The sequence below is a fragment of the Streptomyces sp. BI87 genome (assembly GCF_025957665.1).
In the GTDB taxonomy this organism is placed as follows: Bacteria; Actinomycetota; Actinomycetes; order Streptomycetales; family Streptomycetaceae; genus Streptomyces; species Streptomyces albidoflavus.
Genome location: NZ_CP110079.1, coordinates 145,870 through 165,138 on the forward strand (window position 1 = coordinate 145,870; position 19,269 = coordinate 165,138).

The window sequence follows — 19,269 nt, forward strand, 5'->3', positions numbered from 1 at the left end:
CGATCGTGACGGAGCCCTGGTGCGGCGGTTCATCGACCGGGGCCTGCCGGCTACGGGTGCCTGCTGCGGGGCGGCTTCTCGCCTCTGAGTCCGTGGTCGTTCAGGTGCGGAAGATGTTGTCGGCGTCGCCGTCGCGCCGACTGCGGCCCGGCTCGGTTCTCGTTCGTCCAGCTCCAGCAGGGGGCTGTTCGCGGGAACACGCCCGATCGCCGCGCGTGGGAACCGCGGCCAGGGGAACTCGTGGCAAGGTGCCGCATGCCGAAACGAACACCTCGAACGACGCGTCGCAGCCGAGGCTGCGACGCGTCCTGTCCACCCGACTGCTCTACTTCTTCATCCTCGGCGACGTCCTCGGAGCGGGGGTCTACGTCCTGGTGGGCCAGGTCGCGGCCGCCTCCGGCGGAGCCGTCTGGGTCCCGCTGCTCACCGCCCTGCTGCTCGCCCTGCTGACGGCGGCGTCCTACGCGGAACTGGCGACCAAGTATCCGCGGGCGGGCGGCGCTTCCCACTACGCGACCCTGGCGTTCGGCCCGGCCGCCGGATTCGTCGCCGGCTTCTGCATGCTCGCCGCCGGGATCGTCTCGGTGGCCGCACTGGCCCGGGGCTTCGCGGGGGACTACCTGTCGGCCTTCGTCACGCTGCCGGTCGCCCTGGTGGCGGTGGTCTTCCTCGTCGTGCTCGCGCTGGTCAACGCCCGCGGCGTCAAGGAGTCGACCCGCGCCAACGTCGTCGCGACGCTGATCGAGGTCGGCGGCCTCGCGGTCATCGTGGTGCTGGGGGCGTGGCTGCTGCTGCGCGGCGACGGCGACCTGGGACGGCTCACGCAGCTCGGCACGCCCGAGAAGGGCGCGGCCGCCGCCGTACTCGGCGGTTCCGTCCTGGCCTACTACTCCTTCGTCGGCTTCGAGACCTCGGTCAACGTCGCCGAGGAGACCCGTGATCCCAGGCGCGCATACCCGCGTGCCCTCTTCGGCGCCCTCGCCACCGCCGGCGCCGTCTACGTCCTGGTCGGCCTCGCCGCCTCGGCGGCAGTGCCGACCGAGGTGCTGGCGCGTTCCAGCGGGCCGCTGCTGGAGGTGGTGCACGCGGCCGGCGGCGTCCCGCCACGCCTGTTCAGCGCCATCGCGCTGGTCGCGGTGGCCAACGGGGCCCTGCTCACCGGCATCATGGCCTCCCGCCTCGCCTACGGCATGGCCCGGGACGGGCTCCTGCCCGCCGCGCTGACCCGGCTCCTGCCCCGCCGCCGCACCCCCTGGGCGGCGATCGCCGCCACCACGGCGCCCGCCCTGTTGCTGGCCCTCACCGGCAGCGTCGCCACCCTGGCGTCCACCCTGGTGCTGCTGCTCCTCGTCGTCTTCCTCATCGTCAACACCGCCGTCCTCGTGCTGCGTCGGGAGGACGGAACCCCCGGGCACTTCCGCGTACCCGCCGTGCTGCCGGTCCTGGGAGTGGCCTCCTGCGTCCTGCTCGCCACGCAGGTCGAGGCGGAGGTGTGGCTGCGTACGGCCGTCGTGCTGGGGGTGGCGGCCGCGCTGGCCGTGGTGCCCGCGGTGCGGCGACGCCGGGCCGATCGGGCGAACGGGGCCGGCCAGGACGGCGACTGACGAGGACCCGCGTCCGCGTAGTCGCACGATCGCCGGGCAGGCGGCGGGCACACAGGGACGGCGGGACGGCCGCACGTCCCCCGGGTGGCCCACCGCGGAGCCGCAAGGAGCGGGCACGGATATGACGACCACCCCTGAAACACATCGGGAGAAGCGCATGAGTGACAGCAAGAACCCGCTGAAGGCCGTGGCAGAGAAGGCCGCCGAGGCGGTTCTCGGCCCTGAGGGGCCCGAGGAGGGCGTCCCCGGCAAGCCCGCGAGCGCCACTCCCCCGGTGGCGGAACCCACCACGCCGCGCGACCCGCTGCCGCCCAAGCCCGACCAGACGGGCCCCGCGACGGTCAGCCCGACCGGCCAGCCCACAGGAGCGAGCCAGAGCGACATCGCGCAGGGCGGGGCCTACCTGACCGACGCGCAGGGCACCCGGCTCCACGACACCGACCACTCGCTGAAAGCGGGCCCGCGCGGCCCGGTCCTCCTCCAGGACCACCACCTGCGGGAGAAGATCACCCACTTCGACCACGAGCGCATCCCCGAGCGGGTCGTCCACGCCCGGGGCGCGGCGGCGCACGGCGTCTTCCGCGGCTACGGGTCCGCCGCGCAGATCTGCAAGGCGGCCTTCCTCGGCAAGGACGTCGAGACGCCCGTCTTCGTCCGCTTCTCGACCGTGCTGGGCTCGCGGGGCTCGGCCGACACGGTGCGCGACACCCGGGGCTTCGCGACGAAGTTCTACACCTCCGAGGGCGTCTTCGACCTGGTCGGCAACAACATCCCGGTCTTCTTCATCCAGGACGCCATCAAGTTCCCCGACGTCATCCACGCCGGCAAACCGCACCCGGACCGCGAGATCCCGCAGGCCCAGAGCGCCCACGACACCTTCTGGGACTTCGTCACCCTGCACACCGAGGCCACCCACCACACCCTGTGGAACATGTCGGACCGTGGCATCCCCCGCTCCTACCGGATGATGGAGGGCTTCGGCGTCCACACCTTCCGGCTGGTCGACGCCGAGGGCGGCACCACGCTGGTGAAGTTCCACTGGAAGCCCAAGCTCGGCGTGCACTCCCAGGTGTGGGAGGAGGCGCAGATCACCGGCGGGGTGGACCCCGACTTCCACCGCCGGGACCTGGCCGACGCCATCGAGGCCGGCGCCTTCCCGCAGTGGGAGCTGGGGGTCCAGACCTTCCCCGACAACCCCGAGCAGACCTTCGAGGGCATCGACCTCCTCGACCCGACGAAGATCGTCCCCGAGGAGCTGGCACCCGTCCAGCCGGTCGGCCTGCTCACGCTCAACGCCAACCCGTCCAACTACTTCGCCGAGACCGAGCAGGTCGCCTTCCACACCGGCCATCTCGTCCCCGGCATCGACGTCACCAACGACCCGCTGCTCCAGGGCCGGATGTTCTCCTACCTCGACACCCAGCTGACCCGGCTGGGCGGCCCGAACTTCGCCCAGCTGCCCATCAACCGCACCCACGCCCCGGTCAACGACATGCTGCGCGACGGCATGCACCAGACCGCCGTGCACCGCGGCGTCGCCCCCTACCGGCCCAACTCGCTGGACGGCGGCTGCCCCTTCCTGGCGGGCGCCGGCGACGGGGCGTACGTCGAGGTGCCGGCCGAGGTCGCGGCGGGGCGCAAGGTCCGCGAGGCCCCCGCCTCCTTCGACGACCACTTCACGCAGCCCCGGCTGTTCTGGCTCAGCATGACGCCGGTCGAGCGTGAGCACATCGTCGCCGCCTACACCTTCGAGCTGGGCAAGTGCTACGAGCAGGCGATCAAGGAGCGCGCGCTGAAGGTGCTGGCCCGGATCGACACCGAGCTGTGCGAGCAGGTGGCCACGGGCCTCGGGCTGCCCGCCCCGGCCGCCGGGGAACCGCTCGCCGACCCCTCCCCCAGCCCCGCCCTGTCGCAGGTCGGGCAGACCTGGCCGCCGGACGGCCGGATCGTCGGCATCGTCGCCGACGCGGAGGCCGACCTCGCGGGGGTGCGGTCGCTGCGTGAGTCCCTGCTGGAGAGCGGCATGGTGCCGCTGGTCATCGCGCCCGCGGGCGGAAAGCTGGGCACCGGGGCGGACGCCGTCACGGTGCAGCGGACCTTCGCCACCGCCCGCTCCGTCGAGTTCGACGCCGTGGTGCTGGCGGGTGCCCCCGCCCGGGGCGCGGACGCACTCGGCTCGCGGGACGCCAAGGCCGGTGACGCCCAGTCGTCCGCCGCCACCGACCCGCGGCTGCTCCTGCTGGTCTCGGAGGCATACCGGCACGGCAAGGCGATCGGCGCGTGGAACGGCGGTGAGCAGGTCCTCACCGCGGCCGGCTGCCCGCTGACCGCCCCGGGCGTCGTCACCGGAGACGGCGCCACCCAGGTACTGGACGAGGTGACCGGGCTGCTCGGCGCCCACCGTGTCTGGGAGCGATTCCCGACGACGCTCTGACCCTCGCCCCCCCGTCCCCGCCCGGCCGGGTGGGGGCGGGGACGACCCGGCACACCCACCGAGAGAACGGAATTCCATGCGCGCACTGGCTCTGGTCTGCAGTCTCAACGCCTCCCCCACCCCCTCCAGCAGCCACCGCCTGGCCGAGCAGGTGATGGCCGAGCTGGCCTCCCACGGCGTCACCGGGGAGGCGGTGCGGGTCGCCGACCACTCCGTCCTGCCCGGGGTCGCCCAGGACATGGGGGAGGGTGACGACTGGCCGGCGCTGCGGGAGAAGGTGCTGGCCTCGGACATCCTCGTACTGGCGACACCCATCTGGCTGGGTCACCCTTCCAGCGTCTGCCAGCGGGTCCTGGAACGGCTGAACGCCGACACCTCGGAGACCGGCGACGACGGGCTTCCCCTGATGTACGGCAAGGTCGCGGTCGTGGCCGTGGTCGGCAACGAGGACGGCGCCCACAAGGTGAGTGCCGACGCCTTCCAGGGCCTCAACGACGTGGGGTTCACCCTGGCGGCCGGTGCCGCCACCTACTGGGTGGGCGAGGCCATGCACGGCACCGACTACCAGGACCTGGAGGAGACGCCGGAAGCGGTCGCCGGCACCACCCGTGCCCTGGCCGCCAACGCCGCGCACCTGGCGCGCCTCCTCTCCGCCACCCCGTACCCGGCGGGCTGAGAGGGACGGCGGCGGCAGGCCGGCCCCTCAGCCCCGGGGGCCGGCCTGCCGGGCCCTGCGACGCGCCGCGTTCCGGCCCGCCGGAGAGAGACACCAGTCCCACCACCGGTCGAGCGACCGCTCGTCGACCGCGTCCGCGGACAAGGCGGCGGGCCAGCGCAGGGCACGGGCCTGGGCACTGACCTTGGCTCCCCCTGCCACCGGGTCGACCGCCAGCACGGGCACCCCGGCGCGCAGCCCGAGCACCAGTCCGTGCAGGCGGGTGGTGAGGATCAGGCTCCAGCTTCCGGCGAGGGCGAGGAACTGTTCCGGGGTGGCGCACAGGCGCCAGTCGCGGCTGTCGAGCCTGGTCTCGGCGGGCACCCGTGCGCAGTCCCGCCCCGCCACCCACTTCTCCAGCAGGGCGCTCACGGTCTCGTGGCGCCTGGCTGCCCCGTACTCCCCCTGCCCCGCCGTCAGGACGACGCCGACGACGGGTGGCAGCGGCCCCACCCGGGCCCGGGCCGAGAGGTCCGCCCGGGGAGAACCCGTACCGTCCCGGGCGACGACCAGCTCGAAACCGGTCACCTCACAGGCGTCCGGGTCGACGACGCTGACGTCCACCGCCAGGCGGCGGCAGCGTGCGTAGCGGCGGTGGAGTGCCCTGATCTGGGCTCCGTGCAGGGGGCCGCAGACGAAGAGCAGGGAGTCGTAGTCCTCCGGGCGGGCGCCCTCCAGGTGCAGGGCGCCGGGGCGGAAACCCGCGCTCCACGCGGTGTCGTGGGCGAGCCCCGCCCGGTCGAGCGCCGTCTCCGCCGCACGCAGGGCCAGCACGTCGCCGGCGGTCACCTCCCCGTCCTCGAAGCTGAACCACCCGGTGACCAGCAACCGCTGAGGCCCGTCCGGGTGATCACGGAGCGTGGCGATCACCTGGTCCATCGGATCGTTCACTGCATCACTCCAGCTCAGGAGGGGTGAGCGGTGCTCACTTGGAGGTACGGACCGTCGCCCGGCGGAGTCGGGAACGGGCCGGGCCACGTGTGGACCGGCGCGGAGGGGGCACCCAGTGGTGTCGCCCGCCCGGTCCCCGGGCCCCGCCCTCTCTGCCTACCCCTCTCGCCCTCGCCCTCTCTCCCGCGAAAGAAGGACGGTCACATGTCACCGAAGCTCACGCGCAGCGACTGGCGTCGCGCCCTGGTGACCGGCGGCGCCGGATTCCTCGGTTCCCACCTGTGCGAACGGCTGCTGGACGCGGGTACGGAGGTCGACTGCGCGGACAACCTGATCTCCGGCGACCTCCGCAACATCGCCCACCTGAGGGAACGCCCCGGGTTCCGCTTCGCCGAGTGCGACATCGCCTCCCCGGACTGCGCCGGGGAGCTGCGCGGCCCGTACGACCTGGTCCTGCACTTCGCCTGTCCGGCCTCCCCGGTCGACTACCTGCGCCACCCGCTGGAGACGCTGGACGCCGGCAGCAGCGGCACCCGCCAGGCACTGGCGCTCACCGCGCGGGACGGCGCCCGCTTCCTGCTCGCGTCGACCTCCGAGGTGTACGGCGACCCCTTGGTGCACCCGCAGCGCGAGGACTACTGGGGCAACGTCAATCCGGTCGGCCCCCGCAGCGTGTACGACGAGTCGAAGCGTTTCGCCGAGGCCCTGGTGACGGCGCACGCGAGTGTGCGCGGCACCGACGCGGGGATCGTCCGCATCTTCAACACCTACGGTCCCCGGATGCGCACGCACGACGGCCGTGCCGTACCGACCTTCGTCCGGCAGGCCCTGACGGGCCAGCCGGTCACCGTCGCCGGGGACGGCAGCCAGACCCGGTCGCTGTGCTTCGTGGACGACACCGTGGACGGCGTCCTGCTGGTGGCCGCGAGCCGCTCGGTGCGCCCGGTCAACATCGGCGGGAGCGACGAGGTGACCGTCCGGAAGATCGCGGAGAAGGTCGTCGAGCTGACCGGGTCCCGTTCCACGCTCGTCTTCGTCGACCGCCCGGTGGACGACCCGGAACGCAGGAAGCCCGACACCACCCTCGCACGGGAGCTGCTCGGCTGGGAGCCGGTGGTCGGCTGGGAGGAAGGGCTCAAACGCACCATCGCGCACTACGCCGGACCTCCGGGCGGCGCCCCCGCCCCCTTCGCCGGCCGGCGGGGCGACTGACCGCGCCCGCAGCCCCCGTCCACCTCGTCACGCTGGAGCCCGCCATGCGCGTTCTCGGAGTCAACGCCCTGTTCCATGATCCCGCCTGCGCCCTGGTCATCGACGGCCGGGTGGTGGCCGCGGCCGAGGAGGAACGGTTCAGCCGGCGCAAGCACGGCAAGCGCCCGCTCCCCTTCTCCGCCTGGGAGCTGCCCGAACTGTCAGCCCGCTGGTGCCTGCAGCAGGCCGGGCTGGCCCCGGCGGACCTGGACGCCGTGGCCTACTCCTACGACCCCGGGCTCTCCGCGCCGGCGGACGAGCTGGGCCTGGACGACCCCTGGGACTGGCTGAGGCAGGACTACGCCCGGCAGGCCCCCGGTTTCCTCGCCGAGGCACTGCCGGGGCTGGCCCCCGCCAAGGTCCGCTTCGTCCCGCACCACATGGCGCACGCCGCGTCGGCCGGGATGGCGGGCCCGCACCGGGACAGCGCGGTGCTCGTGCTCGACGGGCGGGGCGAGTGCGGGGCGTACCTCGCCGGGCACTACCGGGACCGGGAGCTGACCGTCCTCGCGACCCAGGACCTGCCCGACTCGGTCGGCCTCTTCTACGAGGACCTCACCGAGCACCTCGGCTTCCTGCGCAGCAGCGACGAGTTCAAGGTGATGGCCCTCGCCTCGTACGGCACGCCGCGCTTCGCCGATCGCGTCCGCGCGTACGCGCACCCGGAGAGGGGCGGCCGGTTCCGGGCCCGCCCCGTGCCCTGGCGGGAGTTCACCCCGCGCCGGGAGCCGGGCGAGCCGTGGACCCAGGACCACGCCGATCTGGCCGCCAGTGCCCAGCAGTGCCTGGAGGAGACGGTGCTGGGGCTGGCCGGGTGGCTGCACGAGGAGACCGGGGAGGAGGCGCTGACCTTCGCCGGGGGCGTGGCGCTCAACTGCGTGGCCAACACCCGGCTGTACCGCGAGTCGCCGTTCCGCGACGTGTGGGTGCAGCCGGCGGCCGGGGACGCGGGGACCGCCGTGGGGGCGGCCCTGCACGTGGCCCGGGAGAAGGAGCCGGTGGCACCGATGCGGACGCCGGCCCTCGGACGCGGGTGGAGCGACGAGGAGCTGCGGCGGTGGCTGGAGACCGCGGCCGTCCCCTACGAGGAGCCCGAGGACATCGCGGCGACGGTCGCCGACGAACTGGCCCGGGACGGGGTGGTGGCCTGGTTCCAGGGCCGTTCGGAGTTCGGCCCCCGGGCGCTCGGCCACCGTTCGCTCCTCGCCCACCCCGGGCGCGCCGCCAATCTGGAGCGGCTCAACGCGGTGAAGGGGCGGGAGGAGTTCCGGCCGGTGGCCCCCATGGTGCTGGCCGAACGGGCGGGGGAGATCTTCTCCGGCGGCCCGCTGCCCAGCCCGTACATGCTCTTCGTGCACGACGTGGCCGAGGAGTGGCGGGAGCGCGTACCGGCGGTGGTGCACGTCGACGGCACGGCGCGCGTACAGACCGTGGACGCCCGCGAGGAGCCGCTGGTGGCGCGGATGCTCACCGCGTTCGAGGAGCGCACCGGGCTGCCGGTGGTGGTGAACACCAGCCTCAACACCGCGGGCCGCCCCATGGTCGACGATCCCCGCGACGCCCTGGAGTGCTTCGGTTCGGCGCCGGTCGACCTGCTGGCGTTGGGCCCCTTCGCGGTCCGCCGGGGGAGGTTCTTCCGATGAGCGTGACCGATCCGCAGGACGTGCGGCGCGACGACGGCTGGGCGCCGGACGCCCCGGCGTACGCCGTCGTCGTGCCGACCATCGGCCGGGAATGCCTGGCCGACTGCCTGGCCGCGCTGGCGACCGCCGACGGCCCGCCGCCCGTGGAGGTCCTCGTCGTGGACGACCGGCCAGATCCGGGCGAACTCCCGCTCACCGCCGCCGGAACGCTCCGCGAGCGGCTGCGCGTACTGGCGACCTACGGCAGGGGGCCCGCCGCGGCCCGCAACGCCGGGCTGCGTGAGGCCGGCGCGCCCTGGGTGGTCTTCCTCGACGACGACGTACGGGTGGATGCCGACTGGCGGCGACGGCTCGGGGCCGACCTCGCGGCGGCCTCACCGGAGACCGGCGGGGTTCAGGGGCGGCTGGTCGTGCCGCTGCCCGCCGACCGGCGGCCCACCGACTGGGAGCGGGGGACGGCCGGCCTCGCCGACGCCTCATGGGCCACCGCCGACATGGCCTACCGGACCGAGGCGCTGCGTGCCGTGGGCGGGTTCGACGAGCGATTCCGCCGGGCCTTCCGGGAGGACGCCGACCTGGCGCTCCGGGTGCTGGGCGCGGGCTGGGACCTCCGCCGCGGCGGGCGTACCACCCGCCATCCGGTCCGGCCGGCCGACCGGTGGGTCTCGGTGAGGGCACAGCGCGGCAACGCCGACGACGTACTGATGACACGGCTGCACGGCCGGGACTGGTGGACGCGGGCCCGCGCCCCGAAGGGCAGGTTCCCCGGGCACCTCCTGGTCACCGCCGCCGCGGGCGCCGTCCCCCTCTGCCTGCTCGCGGGACACCGGCGCGCCGCCGCGCTCGCCGCCGCGCTGTGGGCGCTGGGGACGGCCGAATTCGCCGCCGCCCGGCTGCGGGGCGGACCGGGGACGGCCGAGGAGGTCGCGACCATGGCGGCCACCAGCGTGCTGATCCCGCCGCTGGCCGTCGGCCACCGGTTCGCCGGTCTGGTCCGCCACCGCGGCGCCCGGCCCTGGCAGGGTGCCGCGTGAGGCGCCCCGCCGGGACCCCGGCCGGGCCGGCCGGGCCGGCGCCGGTGCCGGACGCCGTGCTCTTCGACCGGGACGGCACCCTGGTGGTGGATGTCCCCTACAACGCCGACCCCGCCGAGGTCCGGCTCATGCCCGGTGCGCGGGAGTCGGTGCGGCTGCTGCGGGAGCACGGCGTGCCGACCGGCGTGGTCAGCAACCAGTCCGGGGTCGGGCGTGGTCTGCTCACCCCGGCCGACGTGCTCCGGGTCAACCGTCGCGCCGACGCGCTCCTCGGAGGACTCGACGTCTGGGTCTTCTGCCCGCACGCCCCCTCCGAAGGGTGCCTCTGCCGCAAACCCGCCCCGGGGCTCGTGCTGCGCGCGGCCCGGCGCCTCGGCGTGGCCCCGGAGCGGTGCGCCGTGGTGGGGGACATCGGGGCGGATGTGTCGGCCGCGCGGGCGGCGGGGGCGTACGGCGTGCTGGTGCCGACCGCGCGAACGCTGGCCGAGGAGGTCGCAGCCGCCCCGCACACGGCACCCGACCTGCTGACCGCCGTCCGGGGCCTGCTGGCCGGGGTACGGGAGCGGGTCCCGGCCCGTCCTGGGCGGCCGGGAGGGGAGGGCCGGTGAAGGCGCTGGTGGCTCGGCTCGACAGCTTCGGTGACGTCCTGCTCGCGGGCCCCGCCGTACGGGCGGTGGCGACGGCGGCCGACCAGGTGACCTTCTGGTGCGGCCCCCGGGGCGAGCCGGCCGCCCGGCTCCTGCCGGGCATCGACGACGTCCTGGTGTGGGAGGCGCCGTGGGAAGGCGTACGTCCGCCGGCGGTCGACCCGCCGGCCGTGCACGCGATGACGGAGCGTCTGCGCGCGGGCGAGTTCGACACGGCGTTGGTCCTGACCTCTTTCCACCAGAGCCCGCTGCCGGCCGCGCTGCTGCTGCGGCTGGCCGGGGTCGGCCGCATCGGCGCGGAGAGCACCGACCATCCCGGCAGTCTGCTGGACGTCCGGCACCGCAGGCTGCCCGGGCGGCACGAGGCCGAGGCCGCGCTGGACACCGCCGGGGCGATGGGCTTCGCCCTGCCCCCGAGCGACGACGGCGCCCTGCGGGTGAACCCGCCGCCGGACACCGTTCCGCTCACCGGCAACGGGCCGTACGTCGTGGTGCACCCGGGCGCCAGCGTGCCCGCGCGGGCCTGGAGCCCGGCACGGTGCGCGGAGGCGGTGACGCTGCTGGCCGACGCCGGGCACCGGGTGGTCGTGACCGGTGGCGAGGACGAGCGGCGGCTGACCCGGTACGTCAGCGGGGACGTCGCCGTCGACCTGGGCGGACGTACGGCTCCGCGCGTGCTCGCCGGGGTGCTGCGCGGCGCCGGGGCCGTGGTCTGCGGCAACACCGGCCCCGCCCACCTGGCGGCGGCCGTGGGCACCCCGGTCGTCTCCCTGTTCGCCCCCGTCGTCCCGGCGGAGCGCTGGGGGCCCTACCGGGTGCCCGCCGTGCTGCTGGGCGACCAGCGGGCCCCGTGCGCCGGGACCCGGGCACGCGACTGCCCGGTTCCCGGCCATCCCTGTCTGGAGCAGGTCACGGCGGCCGACGTCGTGCGGTCCGTGCAGAAGCTGCTGAAGGAGACGGAATGAACATCTTGATCTGGCACGTGCACGGCTCCTGGACGACCTCGTTCGTGCAGGGGTCGCACCACTACCTCGTTCCGGTCCTTCCCGGCCGGGGCCCCGACGGCCGGGGCCGGGCGCGGACCTGGGAGTGGCCCACCACAGTCCGTGAGATCCCTCCGGAAGGGCTGCGCGAGGCGCAGATCGACCTGATGGTGCTCCAGCGCCCGCACGAGACGGAACTGGCCGAGAGATGGACCGGCCGGATGCCCGGCCGTGACGTACCCGCGGTCTACGTGGAACACAACGCTCCGGACGGCTCCGCGGAGCGCACCCGGCACCACCTGGCCGGTCGGGCGGACATCCCGGTCGTGCACGTCACGCACTTCAACCGCCTGATGTGGGACTGCGGCCGAGCGCCGACCACGGTGGTGGAGCACGGCCTCGTCGATCCCGGACCACTGTGGAGCGGCGAGATCGAACGGGCCGCCGTGGTGGTGAACGAGCCCGTGCGCCGCGGTCGCACCACCGGCACGGACCTGCTGCCGTCATTCGCGGAGACGGTTCCGCTGGACGTCTTCGGCATGGGCACCGACGGGCTGGCCGGTCACCTGGGGCTGGCCGCCGACCGCCTCCGTACCGAGGATCTTCCGCAGGACGCGCTGCACGCCGCGATGGCCCGCCGACGGCTGTACCTGCATCCCGTCCGCTGGACCTCCCTCGGGCTCTCGCTGCTGGAGGCCATGTTCCTGGGCATGCCGGTGGTCGCCCTGGACACCACCGAGGTCCGGGAGGCGGTGCCCCAGGAGGCCGGTGCGGTCTCCAACCGCCCGGAGGTCCTGCGCGACGCGGTCCGCGCCCTGCTCGCCGACCCCGGCCTCGCGCGGTCGGCGGGCCGAGCGGCACGGGCGGCGGCACTCGACAGGTACGGGCTCCGGAGGTTCCTCGACGACTGGGACCGGCTCATGAAAGAGGTCACGCGATGAGGTCTCCCCGAAGAACTCCCCGGCGTATCGCCATGGTCTCCGAACACGCGAGTCCGCTGGCGGCCCTCGGCGGGGCGGACGCCGGCGGGCAGAACGTCTACGTGGCGCGGCTCGCCCGGGAACTGGCCGGACAGGGGCACGAGGTGACCGTCTACACCCGGTGCGACGACGAGAGTCTGCCGCCCCGGGTGAGTGCCGGCGGCTTCACCGTCGAGCACGTGCGGGCGGGCCCGCCCACCCAGGTCCCCAAGGACGCGCTGCTGCCGTTCATGGGGGCGTTCGGGGAACGCCTGGCCCGCGACTGGACGGCCTGTCCGCCGGACGTCGTGCACGCCCACTTCTGGATGTCCGGCACGGCGGCGCTGGCGGGAGCACGGGGCCTGGGCGTGCCCGTCGTCCAGACGTTCCACGCGCTGGGCACCGTCAAGCGGCGCCACCAGGGGCCGGCCGACACCAGCCCGCCCGAACGGATCGCCGTCGAGGCCGAGCTGGGGCGGCTGTGCCGGACGGTCCTGGCCACCTGCGCCGACGAGGCCCGCGAACTGCTGGCGATGGGCGTACCGCCCCACCGGGTGGCCGTGGTGCCCTGCGGAGTGGACACCGACCACTTCTCGCCGGACGCCGGCACGCGCGAGCGTGGCCCGGGCTCGCCGCACACCCTGCTGGCGGTCGGTCGGCTGGTGCCGCGCAAGGGCTTCGACCGGGCGGTCCGCGCCTTGCGTCACCTCCCTGACGCCCGGCTGCTCATCGCGGGCGGCCCGGACGCCTCGCGGCTCTTCGCCGACCCCGAGGCGGAGCGGCTCCGGAAGATCGCCGCGGAGTGCGAGGTGGCCGACCGGGTGACGCTGCTCGGGGCAGTACCGCACGCCGACATGCCGGCGCTGCTCTCACGGGCCGACCTGGTGCTGTCGCTGCCGCGGTACGAGCCGTTCGGCATCGTGCCGATCGAGGCGATGTCCTGCGGCGCGCCGGTGGTGGCGACGGCCGTCGGCGGCCAGCTCGACACGGTCCTCGACCAGGTCACCGGAGCCCACGTGCCGGCCCGGCCGGAAGGCTCCGGACCAAAGGACGATCCCGTCCTCGTCCGCGTCGTCCGTGACCTGCTGGAGGACCCCGCCCGCAGGGCCCGGTACGGCGCGGCCGGCCGGCGCCGCGCCCTGGACCACTACACCTGGGACCGGGTGGCCGACGGTGTCGCCCGGGTGTACGAAGGAGCCGTGACGGCTCCCCCGCTCTCGGAGGCAGCTCGATGAAACCGGGTATCGACGCACATCCCCACTCCCCGCGGCCCGCCGGGGCCGACGACCGGCACTGCGACGAACTCCTCGCGGCTCTGAGGGTGTTCCGCCGTTCGGCTCCGCAGATCCACCGGTGGGGAGGGACGCTCGCCCAAGCCCTCGGCGGCGGGGCGCGCCTGCTCGTGGCGGGGAACGGCGGCAGCGCGGCGCAGGCCCAGCACCTCACGGCCGAACTGGTCGGCCGCTACCGCGACGACCGGCCGGCCTACTCGGCGCTGGCCCTGCACGCCGACACCTCCTCGACGACGGCCATCGCCAACGACTACGGCGTGCAGGAGGTCTTCGCCCGGCAGGTCAGGGCGCACGGCCGGGCCGGGGACGTGCTGATGCTCCTGTCGACCAGCGGGGCCAGCGCCAACCTGCTGGCCGCCGCGGAGCAGGCGCGCGGCGCCGGGATGGCGGTGTGGGCGCTGACCGGCCCGGCCCCCAACCCGCTGGAGGCCGCCTGCGACGAGGCGCTCTGCGTGAACGCGCCCGTCTCGGCCACCGTGCAGGAACTGCATCTGGTCGCGGTCCACATGCTCTGCGAGTCCTTCGACCGGGCGGTCGGGCTCGCGGCGGCGCCGGCCCCCGTGGTGAAGGCCCCTCCGGCGGGCACCGGGCTGACGGGAACGGAGGCCGGGCAGTGACGGCCCGCGCGCCGCTGGTGGTGGTCGGGGACGCGCTGCTCGACGAGGACGTGCGCGGGGACGTGGACCGGCTGGCGCCCGACGCTCCGGTCCCGGTGGTGAGCGGCGCCCGCTCGGCACGGCGGCCGGGCGGCGCGGCGCTCGCCGCCTGGCTCGCGGCGCGGGACGGCCGGGAAGTCACCCTTGTCACGGCCCTGGGCGCCGACGCGTCCTCACGGGCGGTCCGGGAACTGCTCGCCGGATCGGTGCGGCTGGTCGAACTCCCGCTCCACGGTGCCCTTCCGCACAAGACCCGGGTGCTGGGCGCGGATCGTCCGCTGCTACGCCTCGACGAGGGCGAGGGCCGGGCCCGCGAGGCCACCGAGGAGGCCCGCGCGACGGTACGCGCCGCCCGTGGGCTGCTCGTCGCGGACTACGGCAGGGGCGCCACCGAGGTGCTGCGGGCCGAGCTGGAGCGGGCGGCGGCCCGGGTCCCGCTCGTCTGGGACCCCCACCCCCGGGGCGAGGCACCCGTTCCCGGCACCCGGCTGGTGACCCCCTCGGCGGCCGAGGCAGCCGGGTTCGCCCGCCGCCTCGCTCCGGGCCCGGCGCACCGCGCCGCCTCGCCGGGCTCCGGGGTGCTGGAGCAAGCCGCCCGGGACGCCGCCGTCCTGCTCAGGGCCTGGGGCGTCGCGTCGGTCGCCGTGACCCTCGGCGAACGGGGGGCGCTGCTGACCCACGGCGAGACCCCCCTCTTCGTCCCGGCGGCGGTGTCCGCGCACGGCGACGCCTGCGGAGCGGGCGACCGGTTCGCGGCGACGGCCGCCGGTCTCCTCGCCGACGAGGCGCTGCCGGAGGAGGCGGTCCGGGCCGCGGTGGCGGCGGCCACCCGGTACGTGGCGGAGGGCGGCGCGGCGGTCGTCGCCCACGGCAGGCCCGGCGCGGAGCCGGCTCCGCCCGGCGCGCGCGAACTGGCCGAACGGGTGCGTGCCCGTGGGGGCACGGTGGCCGCTGCGGGGGGCTGTTTCGACCTGCTGCACGCCGGGCACGTCGCCCTGCTGGAGGCAGCCCGCCGCACCGGCGACTGCCTCATCGTCTGCCTCAACTCGGACGCCTCCGTCCGCCGCCGCAAGGGGCCCGGCAGGCCGCTCGTCGAGGCGGCCGACCGCATGCGCGTCCTCAACGCCCTGGAGTGCGTGGACGCTGTCGCGGTCTTCGACGAGGACACCCCGGAACGGCTGCTGGGTGAGCTCCGGCCGCACATCTGGGCCAAGGGCGGGGACTACGCCCGGTCCTCGCTCCCCGAGACCCGGCTGGTGGAGAGCTGGGGCGGCCAGGTGCTCCTCCTGCCCTACCTGGACGGGCGCTCCACCACCAGCCTCGCCGAACGCGCGGCCCGTCCGCCCGCGCCCGCCCCGGAGGGCTCGGCGTGAGCGCCCGTCGCGCCGGACGTCCGGCCCTCCTCGTCCTGCGCGCCCTCGGCCTCGGCGATCTGCTCGCCGGGGTCCCCGCGCTGCGCGCCCTGCGCCGGGCCTTCCCGGACCACCACCTGGTCCTGGCCGCTCCGGAGAACCTGCGCGAGGCGGCGGAGGCGACCGGCGCCGTCGACGCCCTGTTCCCGGCGTACGCTCCCGGCCGCGGTGTGCCGGACCTGCGCCACTGGCCGGGCCCGCCCCCGCAGATCGCCGTGGACCTGCACGGCACGGGCTTTCTCAGCCGCGAAGCGCTGGCCGTGCTGGCGCCGGAACGGCTGCTGGCCTACGCGCCGCCGCCGGGCCGGCCGGCGGTCCTCCGGCCACGCCGACCCGAACACGAGCGGGAACGCTGGTGCCGGCTGCTGCGGGCCCACGGGGTGCCGGCGGACAGTGGGGATCTGCTCCTGGCCCCACCGCGCCTGGCCTCCCTCGCGCCGGACGCGGTCGTGGTGCACCCCGGTGCCGACGCGGCCGCCCGCCGCTGGCCCGCCGAACGGTACGCCGAGGTGGCCGCCACGCTGGCCCGCCGCGGCCACCGGATGGTGGTCACCGGGGGCCCCGGTGAGGACGCCCTGGTCGGCGCCGTGGCGGACGCCGCCGGCATCGCGCCCCGGGACGTGTTCGCCGGCGGGTTGCCCTTCCCCCGGCTGTCGGCGCTGATCGCGTCGGCCCGCCTGCTGATCAGCGGTGACACCGGCCCGGCACATCTGGCCGCCGCGCACGCCGTCCCCTCGGTCACTCTCTTCGGTCCGGTCCCGCCCAGCGCGTGGGGGCCGCCCCCGCTGCCCCGTCACGCGGCGCTGTGGCACACCGGGCCGCCGGGGGACCCGCACGGAACCGTCCCCGATCCGCAGTTGCTGCGCATCACCGTGGACGAGGTACTGACCGCGGCTGCGAACCGGCTTCCGCCACCCGGTGCCGCGAGCGCGGGCTCAGCCGCGCCCGGTGCGCCAGGCCGCCGTGTCCGCTGAATCCCGCGGCGCCCGGCCCGACGGCCGGATCGCCGTCGCCGTCATCACCCGCAACCGGCCCGACAGCGCTCTCCACACGCTGGACCGGCTGGCCGCGCTGCCCGAGCGACCCCAGGTGGTCGTCGTCGACAACGGCTCGGACCCGGCCACCACCACGCTGCTGCGGAGTCACCCCGTCGCCGCCCGCGTGCTGCGCCCCGCGCGCAACACCGGAGCCCTCGGCCGCAACTGGGCGGTACGAGCGACGTCGGCGCCCTACGTGGCCTTCAGCGACGACGACTCCTGGTGGGAGCCCGGGGCGCTGCGCCGGGCGGCCGACCTCTTCGACCGCCACCCGAGGCTGGGGCTGCTCTCCGCGCGCACCCTGGTCGGCGACGAAGGGCACGAGGACCCGCTCAACGCCGTGCTCGCCGCCTCTCCCCTGCCCCGCGCCCCGGACCTTCCCGGCGTCCCCGTGCTGGGCTTCCTCGGCTGTGCCGCCGTGGCCCGCCGCCCCGCCTTCCTCGCCGCCGGTGGCTACCACCCGGTGCTGTTCTTCGGTGCCGAGGAGACCCTGCTCGCCTACGACCTCACCGCACTGGGCTGGGGCGTCGTCCACGAACCGTCCGTCGTCGCACGGCACCGCCCGGACACCGGGACCCGGCCCGGCCGCGCCCCGCTGGTACGACGCAACGAACTGCTCACCGCCTGGCTGCGCAGGCCGCTACCGGTGGCGCTGGGGAGCACCGGACGGCTGGCCGTCGACGCGCTCGCGGGGGACGCCGACGCTCGCCACGCGCTGGGCGGCGCCCTGCTGCGGCTCCCCCGGGCGGTCCGGCACCGCAGGCCCCTCCCCCGGGTGGTCGAGGAAGCCGTCCGCACCGTACGTGCCACCCCGCCGCCCTCCGAACCCCTGGGACCGCCATGACCGAGCGACACGAGCACGCCGAGACGGCCCGCCCCGACCACCGGGTCAGTGTCGTCGTGATCACCCGGAACCGCCGGGAGGAACTGCTGCGCACCCTGCGGCTCCTGCGGGAGTTGCCGGAGCGGCCACCCGTCCTGGTCGTGGACAACGCCTCCTCGGACGGCACGGCCGAGGAGGCGGCCGCCCGTTTCCCGGAGATGACGGTGCTGCGGGCGGAGAGCAATCTCGGCGCGGTGGGCCGCAACCTCGCCGTGGCCCGCGTCCGCACGCCGTACGTGGCCTTCTGCGACGACGACTCCTGGTGGGAGCCGGGGTCCCTGCGCCACGCCGCCGACCTGCTGGACGCCCGGCCGCGCTTGGCCGCCGTCACCGCGCGGATCCTGGTGGAGCCCGGCGGCGAGGAGGACCCGGTCGTGGCCGAGCTGCGCGACTCGCCCCTGGCCGGTCCCCCGTGGCTGCCCGGCCCCGCGATCGGTTCGTTCCTGGCCGCCGCCACCGTCCTGCGCGCCGACGCCTTCCGACAGGCCGGTGGCTTCCACCCGGGGCTGTGGCTCGGCGGCGAGGAGGAGCTGCTGGCAACCGATCTCCAGCGGGCCGGGTGGTGGCTGAGTTACGCTCCCGAACTGACGATCCGCCACGCCCCGTCGGCGCTCCGGGACCCCACGGCCCGGCGGGTCGTCGGCCTGCGCAACACCCTGTGGTTCACCTGGCTGCGTCGGCCTGCGTGGGCCGCCGTGCGCCGCACCCTCCATCTGGCCCGGACCGTGCCGCGGGACCGCGCCTCCGTCACCGCCTTCGGCCGGGCGCTCGCCGGGCTGCCCTGGGTGCTGCGGGCGCGCGTCCCGGTCTCCGCCCCGCTGGAGGCACGTCTGCGGACCCTGGAGAAGGCCCAGGAAGCGGGTGGGTCACGGCGTTACGTCGGGTGAGCCGCGCTCCTCGGCGCCGGGGGCGTCCGGCGCCCCGGAGGCGACGGGGCCGCCCTCCACGTCCCTGCGGACCCGGGAGCACGCCTGTGTGATCAGCCGGGAGACATGCATCTGGGAAAGGCCCAGTTCCGCCGCGATGGACCGCTGCGTCCTGGAGAGGAAGAAGCGCAGGTAGAGGATGAGCCGTTCCCGTGCGGGGAGTCCGGCGAGGGCCCGCCGCACGGATTCCCGGTTCTCCGCGAGTACGTACCCCGGTTCGGTGACACCTCGGCGGTCCCCCAGCGTGAGCCGTGTCTCGGCGTTCAGCAGCTCCTCCAGGGAGGCGGGCCGGTAGCTGTGGAGGGCTTCCAGGCCCCGCCGGACCTCCTCATCGGAGAGCGAGGTGTGGGCGGCCAGTTCTTCGACGGTGGGAGCACGAGGGGCGGTGAGGGGGCCGAGGACCTGGAGCGCGGCCCGGACCGCGCTGCGCAGCTCCTGGACACGGCGCGGCACGTGCAGCCCCCACGTGTTGTCCCGGAAGTGGCGTCTGAGCTCCCCGAGCACCGTGGGGACGGCGAATGCGGCGAAGGACACCCCACGATCGGGATCGTAGCGGTCGACAGCCTTCAGCAGTCCCAGCGCGGCCACCTGGCAGAGGTCCTCGTACTGCTCGCCGCAGTCCTGGTAACGGGCGGCCAGCCGACGGGCCATCGGCAGCCACTCTTCCAGAAGGGCGCCGCGCAGCCGCTGTTTCTCCTCGCCGCCGGGCGTCGCGCGCAGCCGCCGGAACAACTCCGTGGTGCGCGGGGGGTCCGGCTCGTCGGGGAAGCGCTGCGGGGCGGTGGTCTTCATCGATGGGCTCCGGTGTGCCGGTCACGAGAACGCGGAGGGGGCGGTGCCGACGCGCCCGCCCGGCCGACCGTCAGCTCTCGCACCGAAGGCCAGGAACCGCCGCGTCTCCC

17 protein-coding genes are annotated in these 19,269 nt (G+C 75.3%); 15 read left to right on the forward strand and 2 right to left on the reverse strand.

Annotated features, from left to right (window positions below; translation table 11 throughout):
* Positions 1-248 precede the first annotated feature (248 nt).
* The 3 genes from OIM89_RS00630 to OIM89_RS00640 all read left to right on the forward strand — a co-directional run bounded on the left by OIM89_RS00630 (position 249) and on the right by OIM89_RS00640 (position 4,714).
* Positions 249-1,604 carry an APC family permease gene (locus OIM89_RS00630; RefSeq protein ID WP_052231019.1) on the forward strand — a complete coding sequence of 452 codons (1,356 nt, stop codon included), beginning with the start codon at positions 249-251 and terminating at the stop codon, positions 1,602-1,604.
* Positions 1,605-1,761: 157 nt separating this feature from the next.
* Positions 1,762-4,038, forward strand: a complete 2,277-nt coding sequence (locus OIM89_RS00635) for a catalase (RefSeq protein WP_030695998.1) — start codon at positions 1,762-1,764, stop codon at positions 4,036-4,038.
* 76 nt (positions 4,039-4,114) lie between these two features.
* Positions 4,115-4,714, forward strand: a complete 600-nt coding sequence (locus OIM89_RS00640) for a flavodoxin family protein (RefSeq protein ID WP_030695999.1) — start codon at positions 4,115-4,117, stop codon at positions 4,712-4,714.
* 27 nt (positions 4,715-4,741) lie between these two features.
* On the opposite strand, the gene OIM89_RS00645 is transcribed toward OIM89_RS00640, so the two are convergent.
* Complete coding sequence (locus OIM89_RS00645; protein ID WP_372588006.1) at positions 4,742-5,644, reverse strand: polysaccharide pyruvyl transferase family protein; 903 nt, start codon at positions 5,642-5,644, stop codon at positions 4,742-4,744.
* A gap of 204 nt (positions 5,645-5,848) precedes the next feature.
* Here OIM89_RS00645 and OIM89_RS00650 point away from each other — a divergent pair, with 204 nt between their 5' ends.
* The 12 genes from OIM89_RS00650 to OIM89_RS00705 are packed head-to-tail and all read left to right on the forward strand — an operon-like array spanning position 5,849 to position 18,328.
* A complete protein-coding gene (locus tag OIM89_RS00650) occupies positions 5,849-6,856 on the forward strand; it encodes an NAD-dependent epimerase/dehydratase family protein (RefSeq protein ID WP_051727083.1) in 1,008 nt (335 codons plus the stop codon).
* A gap of 44 nt (positions 6,857-6,900) precedes the next feature.
* A complete protein-coding gene (locus OIM89_RS00655) occupies positions 6,901-8,538 on the forward strand; it encodes a carbamoyltransferase (RefSeq protein WP_264490864.1) in 1,638 nt (545 codons plus the stop codon).
* The gene (locus OIM89_RS00660) at positions 8,535-9,572 is read left to right on the forward strand and encodes a glycosyltransferase family 2 protein (RefSeq protein ID WP_226964817.1); all 1,038 of its coding nucleotides are present in this window, start codon (positions 8,535-8,537) and stop codon (positions 9,570-9,572) included. Before OIM89_RS00655 ends, OIM89_RS00660 begins: the two co-directional genes overlap by 4 nt.
* Positions 9,569-10,180, forward strand: a complete 612-nt coding sequence (locus tag OIM89_RS00665; protein WP_037665098.1) for a D-glycero-alpha-D-manno-heptose-1,7-bisphosphate 7-phosphatase — start codon at positions 9,569-9,571, stop codon at positions 10,178-10,180. Before OIM89_RS00660 ends, OIM89_RS00665 begins: the two co-directional genes overlap by 4 nt.
* Complete coding sequence (locus tag OIM89_RS00670) at positions 10,177-11,184, forward strand: glycosyltransferase family 9 protein (RefSeq protein WP_195729975.1); 1,008 nt, start codon at positions 10,177-10,179, stop codon at positions 11,182-11,184. Before OIM89_RS00665 ends, OIM89_RS00670 begins: the two co-directional genes overlap by 4 nt.
* Complete coding sequence (locus OIM89_RS00675; protein ID WP_030696006.1) at positions 11,181-12,143, forward strand: glycosyltransferase; 963 nt, start codon at positions 11,181-11,183, stop codon at positions 12,141-12,143. The genes OIM89_RS00670 and OIM89_RS00675 overlap by 4 nt, the downstream gene beginning before the upstream one ends.
* Positions 12,140-13,396: a glycosyltransferase gene (locus OIM89_RS00680; RefSeq protein WP_030696007.1), complete on the forward strand. Its 1,257-nt coding sequence runs from the start codon at positions 12,140-12,142 to the stop codon at positions 13,394-13,396. Before OIM89_RS00675 ends, OIM89_RS00680 begins: the two co-directional genes overlap by 4 nt.
* On the forward strand, positions 13,393-14,070 hold the full coding sequence (locus tag OIM89_RS00685) for an SIS domain-containing protein (RefSeq protein WP_257381057.1): 678 nt from the start codon (positions 13,393-13,395) through the stop codon (positions 14,068-14,070). The genes OIM89_RS00680 and OIM89_RS00685 overlap by 4 nt, the downstream gene beginning before the upstream one ends.
* On the forward strand, positions 14,067-15,482 hold the full coding sequence (gene rfaE2 / locus OIM89_RS00690) for a D-glycero-beta-D-manno-heptose 1-phosphate adenylyltransferase (protein WP_238470192.1): 1,416 nt from the start codon (positions 14,067-14,069) through the stop codon (positions 15,480-15,482). Before OIM89_RS00685 ends, rfaE2 begins: the two co-directional genes overlap by 4 nt.
* Entirely contained in the window at positions 15,479-16,495 is a 1,017-nt protein-coding gene (locus OIM89_RS00695) for a glycosyltransferase family 9 protein (RefSeq protein WP_051727085.1), read from the forward strand. Before rfaE2 ends, OIM89_RS00695 begins: the two co-directional genes overlap by 4 nt.
* A complete protein-coding gene (locus OIM89_RS00700) occupies positions 16,485-17,402 on the forward strand; it encodes a glycosyltransferase family 2 protein (RefSeq protein ID WP_195729979.1) in 918 nt (305 codons plus the stop codon). Before OIM89_RS00695 ends, OIM89_RS00700 begins: the two co-directional genes overlap by 11 nt.
* Positions 17,399-18,328 carry a glycosyltransferase family 2 protein gene (locus tag OIM89_RS00705; protein ID WP_030696012.1) on the forward strand — a complete coding sequence of 310 codons (930 nt, stop codon included), beginning with the start codon at positions 17,399-17,401 and terminating at the stop codon, positions 18,326-18,328. Before OIM89_RS00700 ends, OIM89_RS00705 begins: the two co-directional genes overlap by 4 nt.
* On the opposite strand, the gene OIM89_RS00710 is transcribed toward OIM89_RS00705, so the two are convergent.
* Positions 18,308-19,159 (reverse strand): SigB/SigF/SigG family RNA polymerase sigma factor, encoded by an 852-nt coding sequence (locus tag OIM89_RS00710; RefSeq protein WP_051727086.1) that lies wholly within the window; start codon positions 19,157-19,159, stop codon positions 18,308-18,310. The two genes, OIM89_RS00705 and OIM89_RS00710, sit on opposite strands and share 21 nt — an antisense overlap.
* Between the last annotated feature and the right edge of the window lie 110 nt (positions 19,160-19,269).

Excerpts from the sequence above, each read along its gene's own strand:
- OIM89_RS00635 (WP_030695998.1), top strand. The coding sequence starts at position 1,762 with ATGAGTGACAGCAAGAACCCGCTGAAGGCCGTGGCAGAGAAGGCCGCC.
- OIM89_RS00640 (WP_030695999.1), top strand. The coding sequence starts at position 4,115 with ATGCGCGCACTGGCTCTGGTCTGCAGTCTCAACGCCTCCCCCACCCCC.
- OIM89_RS00650 (WP_051727083.1), top strand. The coding sequence starts at position 5,849 with ATGTCACCGAAGCTCACGCGCAGCGACTGGCGTCGCGCCCTGGTGACC.
- OIM89_RS00655 (WP_264490864.1), top strand. The coding sequence starts at position 6,901 with ATGCGCGTTCTCGGAGTCAACGCCCTGTTCCATGATCCCGCCTGCGCC.
- OIM89_RS00660 (WP_226964817.1), top strand. The coding sequence starts at position 8,535 with ATGAGCGTGACCGATCCGCAGGACGTGCGGCGCGACGACGGCTGGGCG.
- OIM89_RS00675 (WP_030696006.1), top strand. The coding sequence starts at position 11,181 with ATGAACATCTTGATCTGGCACGTGCACGGCTCCTGGACGACCTCGTTC.
- OIM89_RS00680 (WP_030696007.1), top strand. The coding sequence starts at position 12,140 with ATGAGGTCTCCCCGAAGAACTCCCCGGCGTATCGCCATGGTCTCCGAA.
- OIM89_RS00685 (WP_257381057.1), top strand. The coding sequence starts at position 13,393 with ATGAAACCGGGTATCGACGCACATCCCCACTCCCCGCGGCCCGCCGGG.
- OIM89_RS00705 (WP_030696012.1), top strand. The coding sequence starts at position 17,399 with ATGACCGAGCGACACGAGCACGCCGAGACGGCCCGCCCCGACCACCGG.
- OIM89_RS00710 (WP_051727086.1), bottom strand. The coding sequence starts at position 19,159 with ATGAAGACCACCGCCCCGCAGCGCTTCCCCGACGAGCCGGACCCCCCG.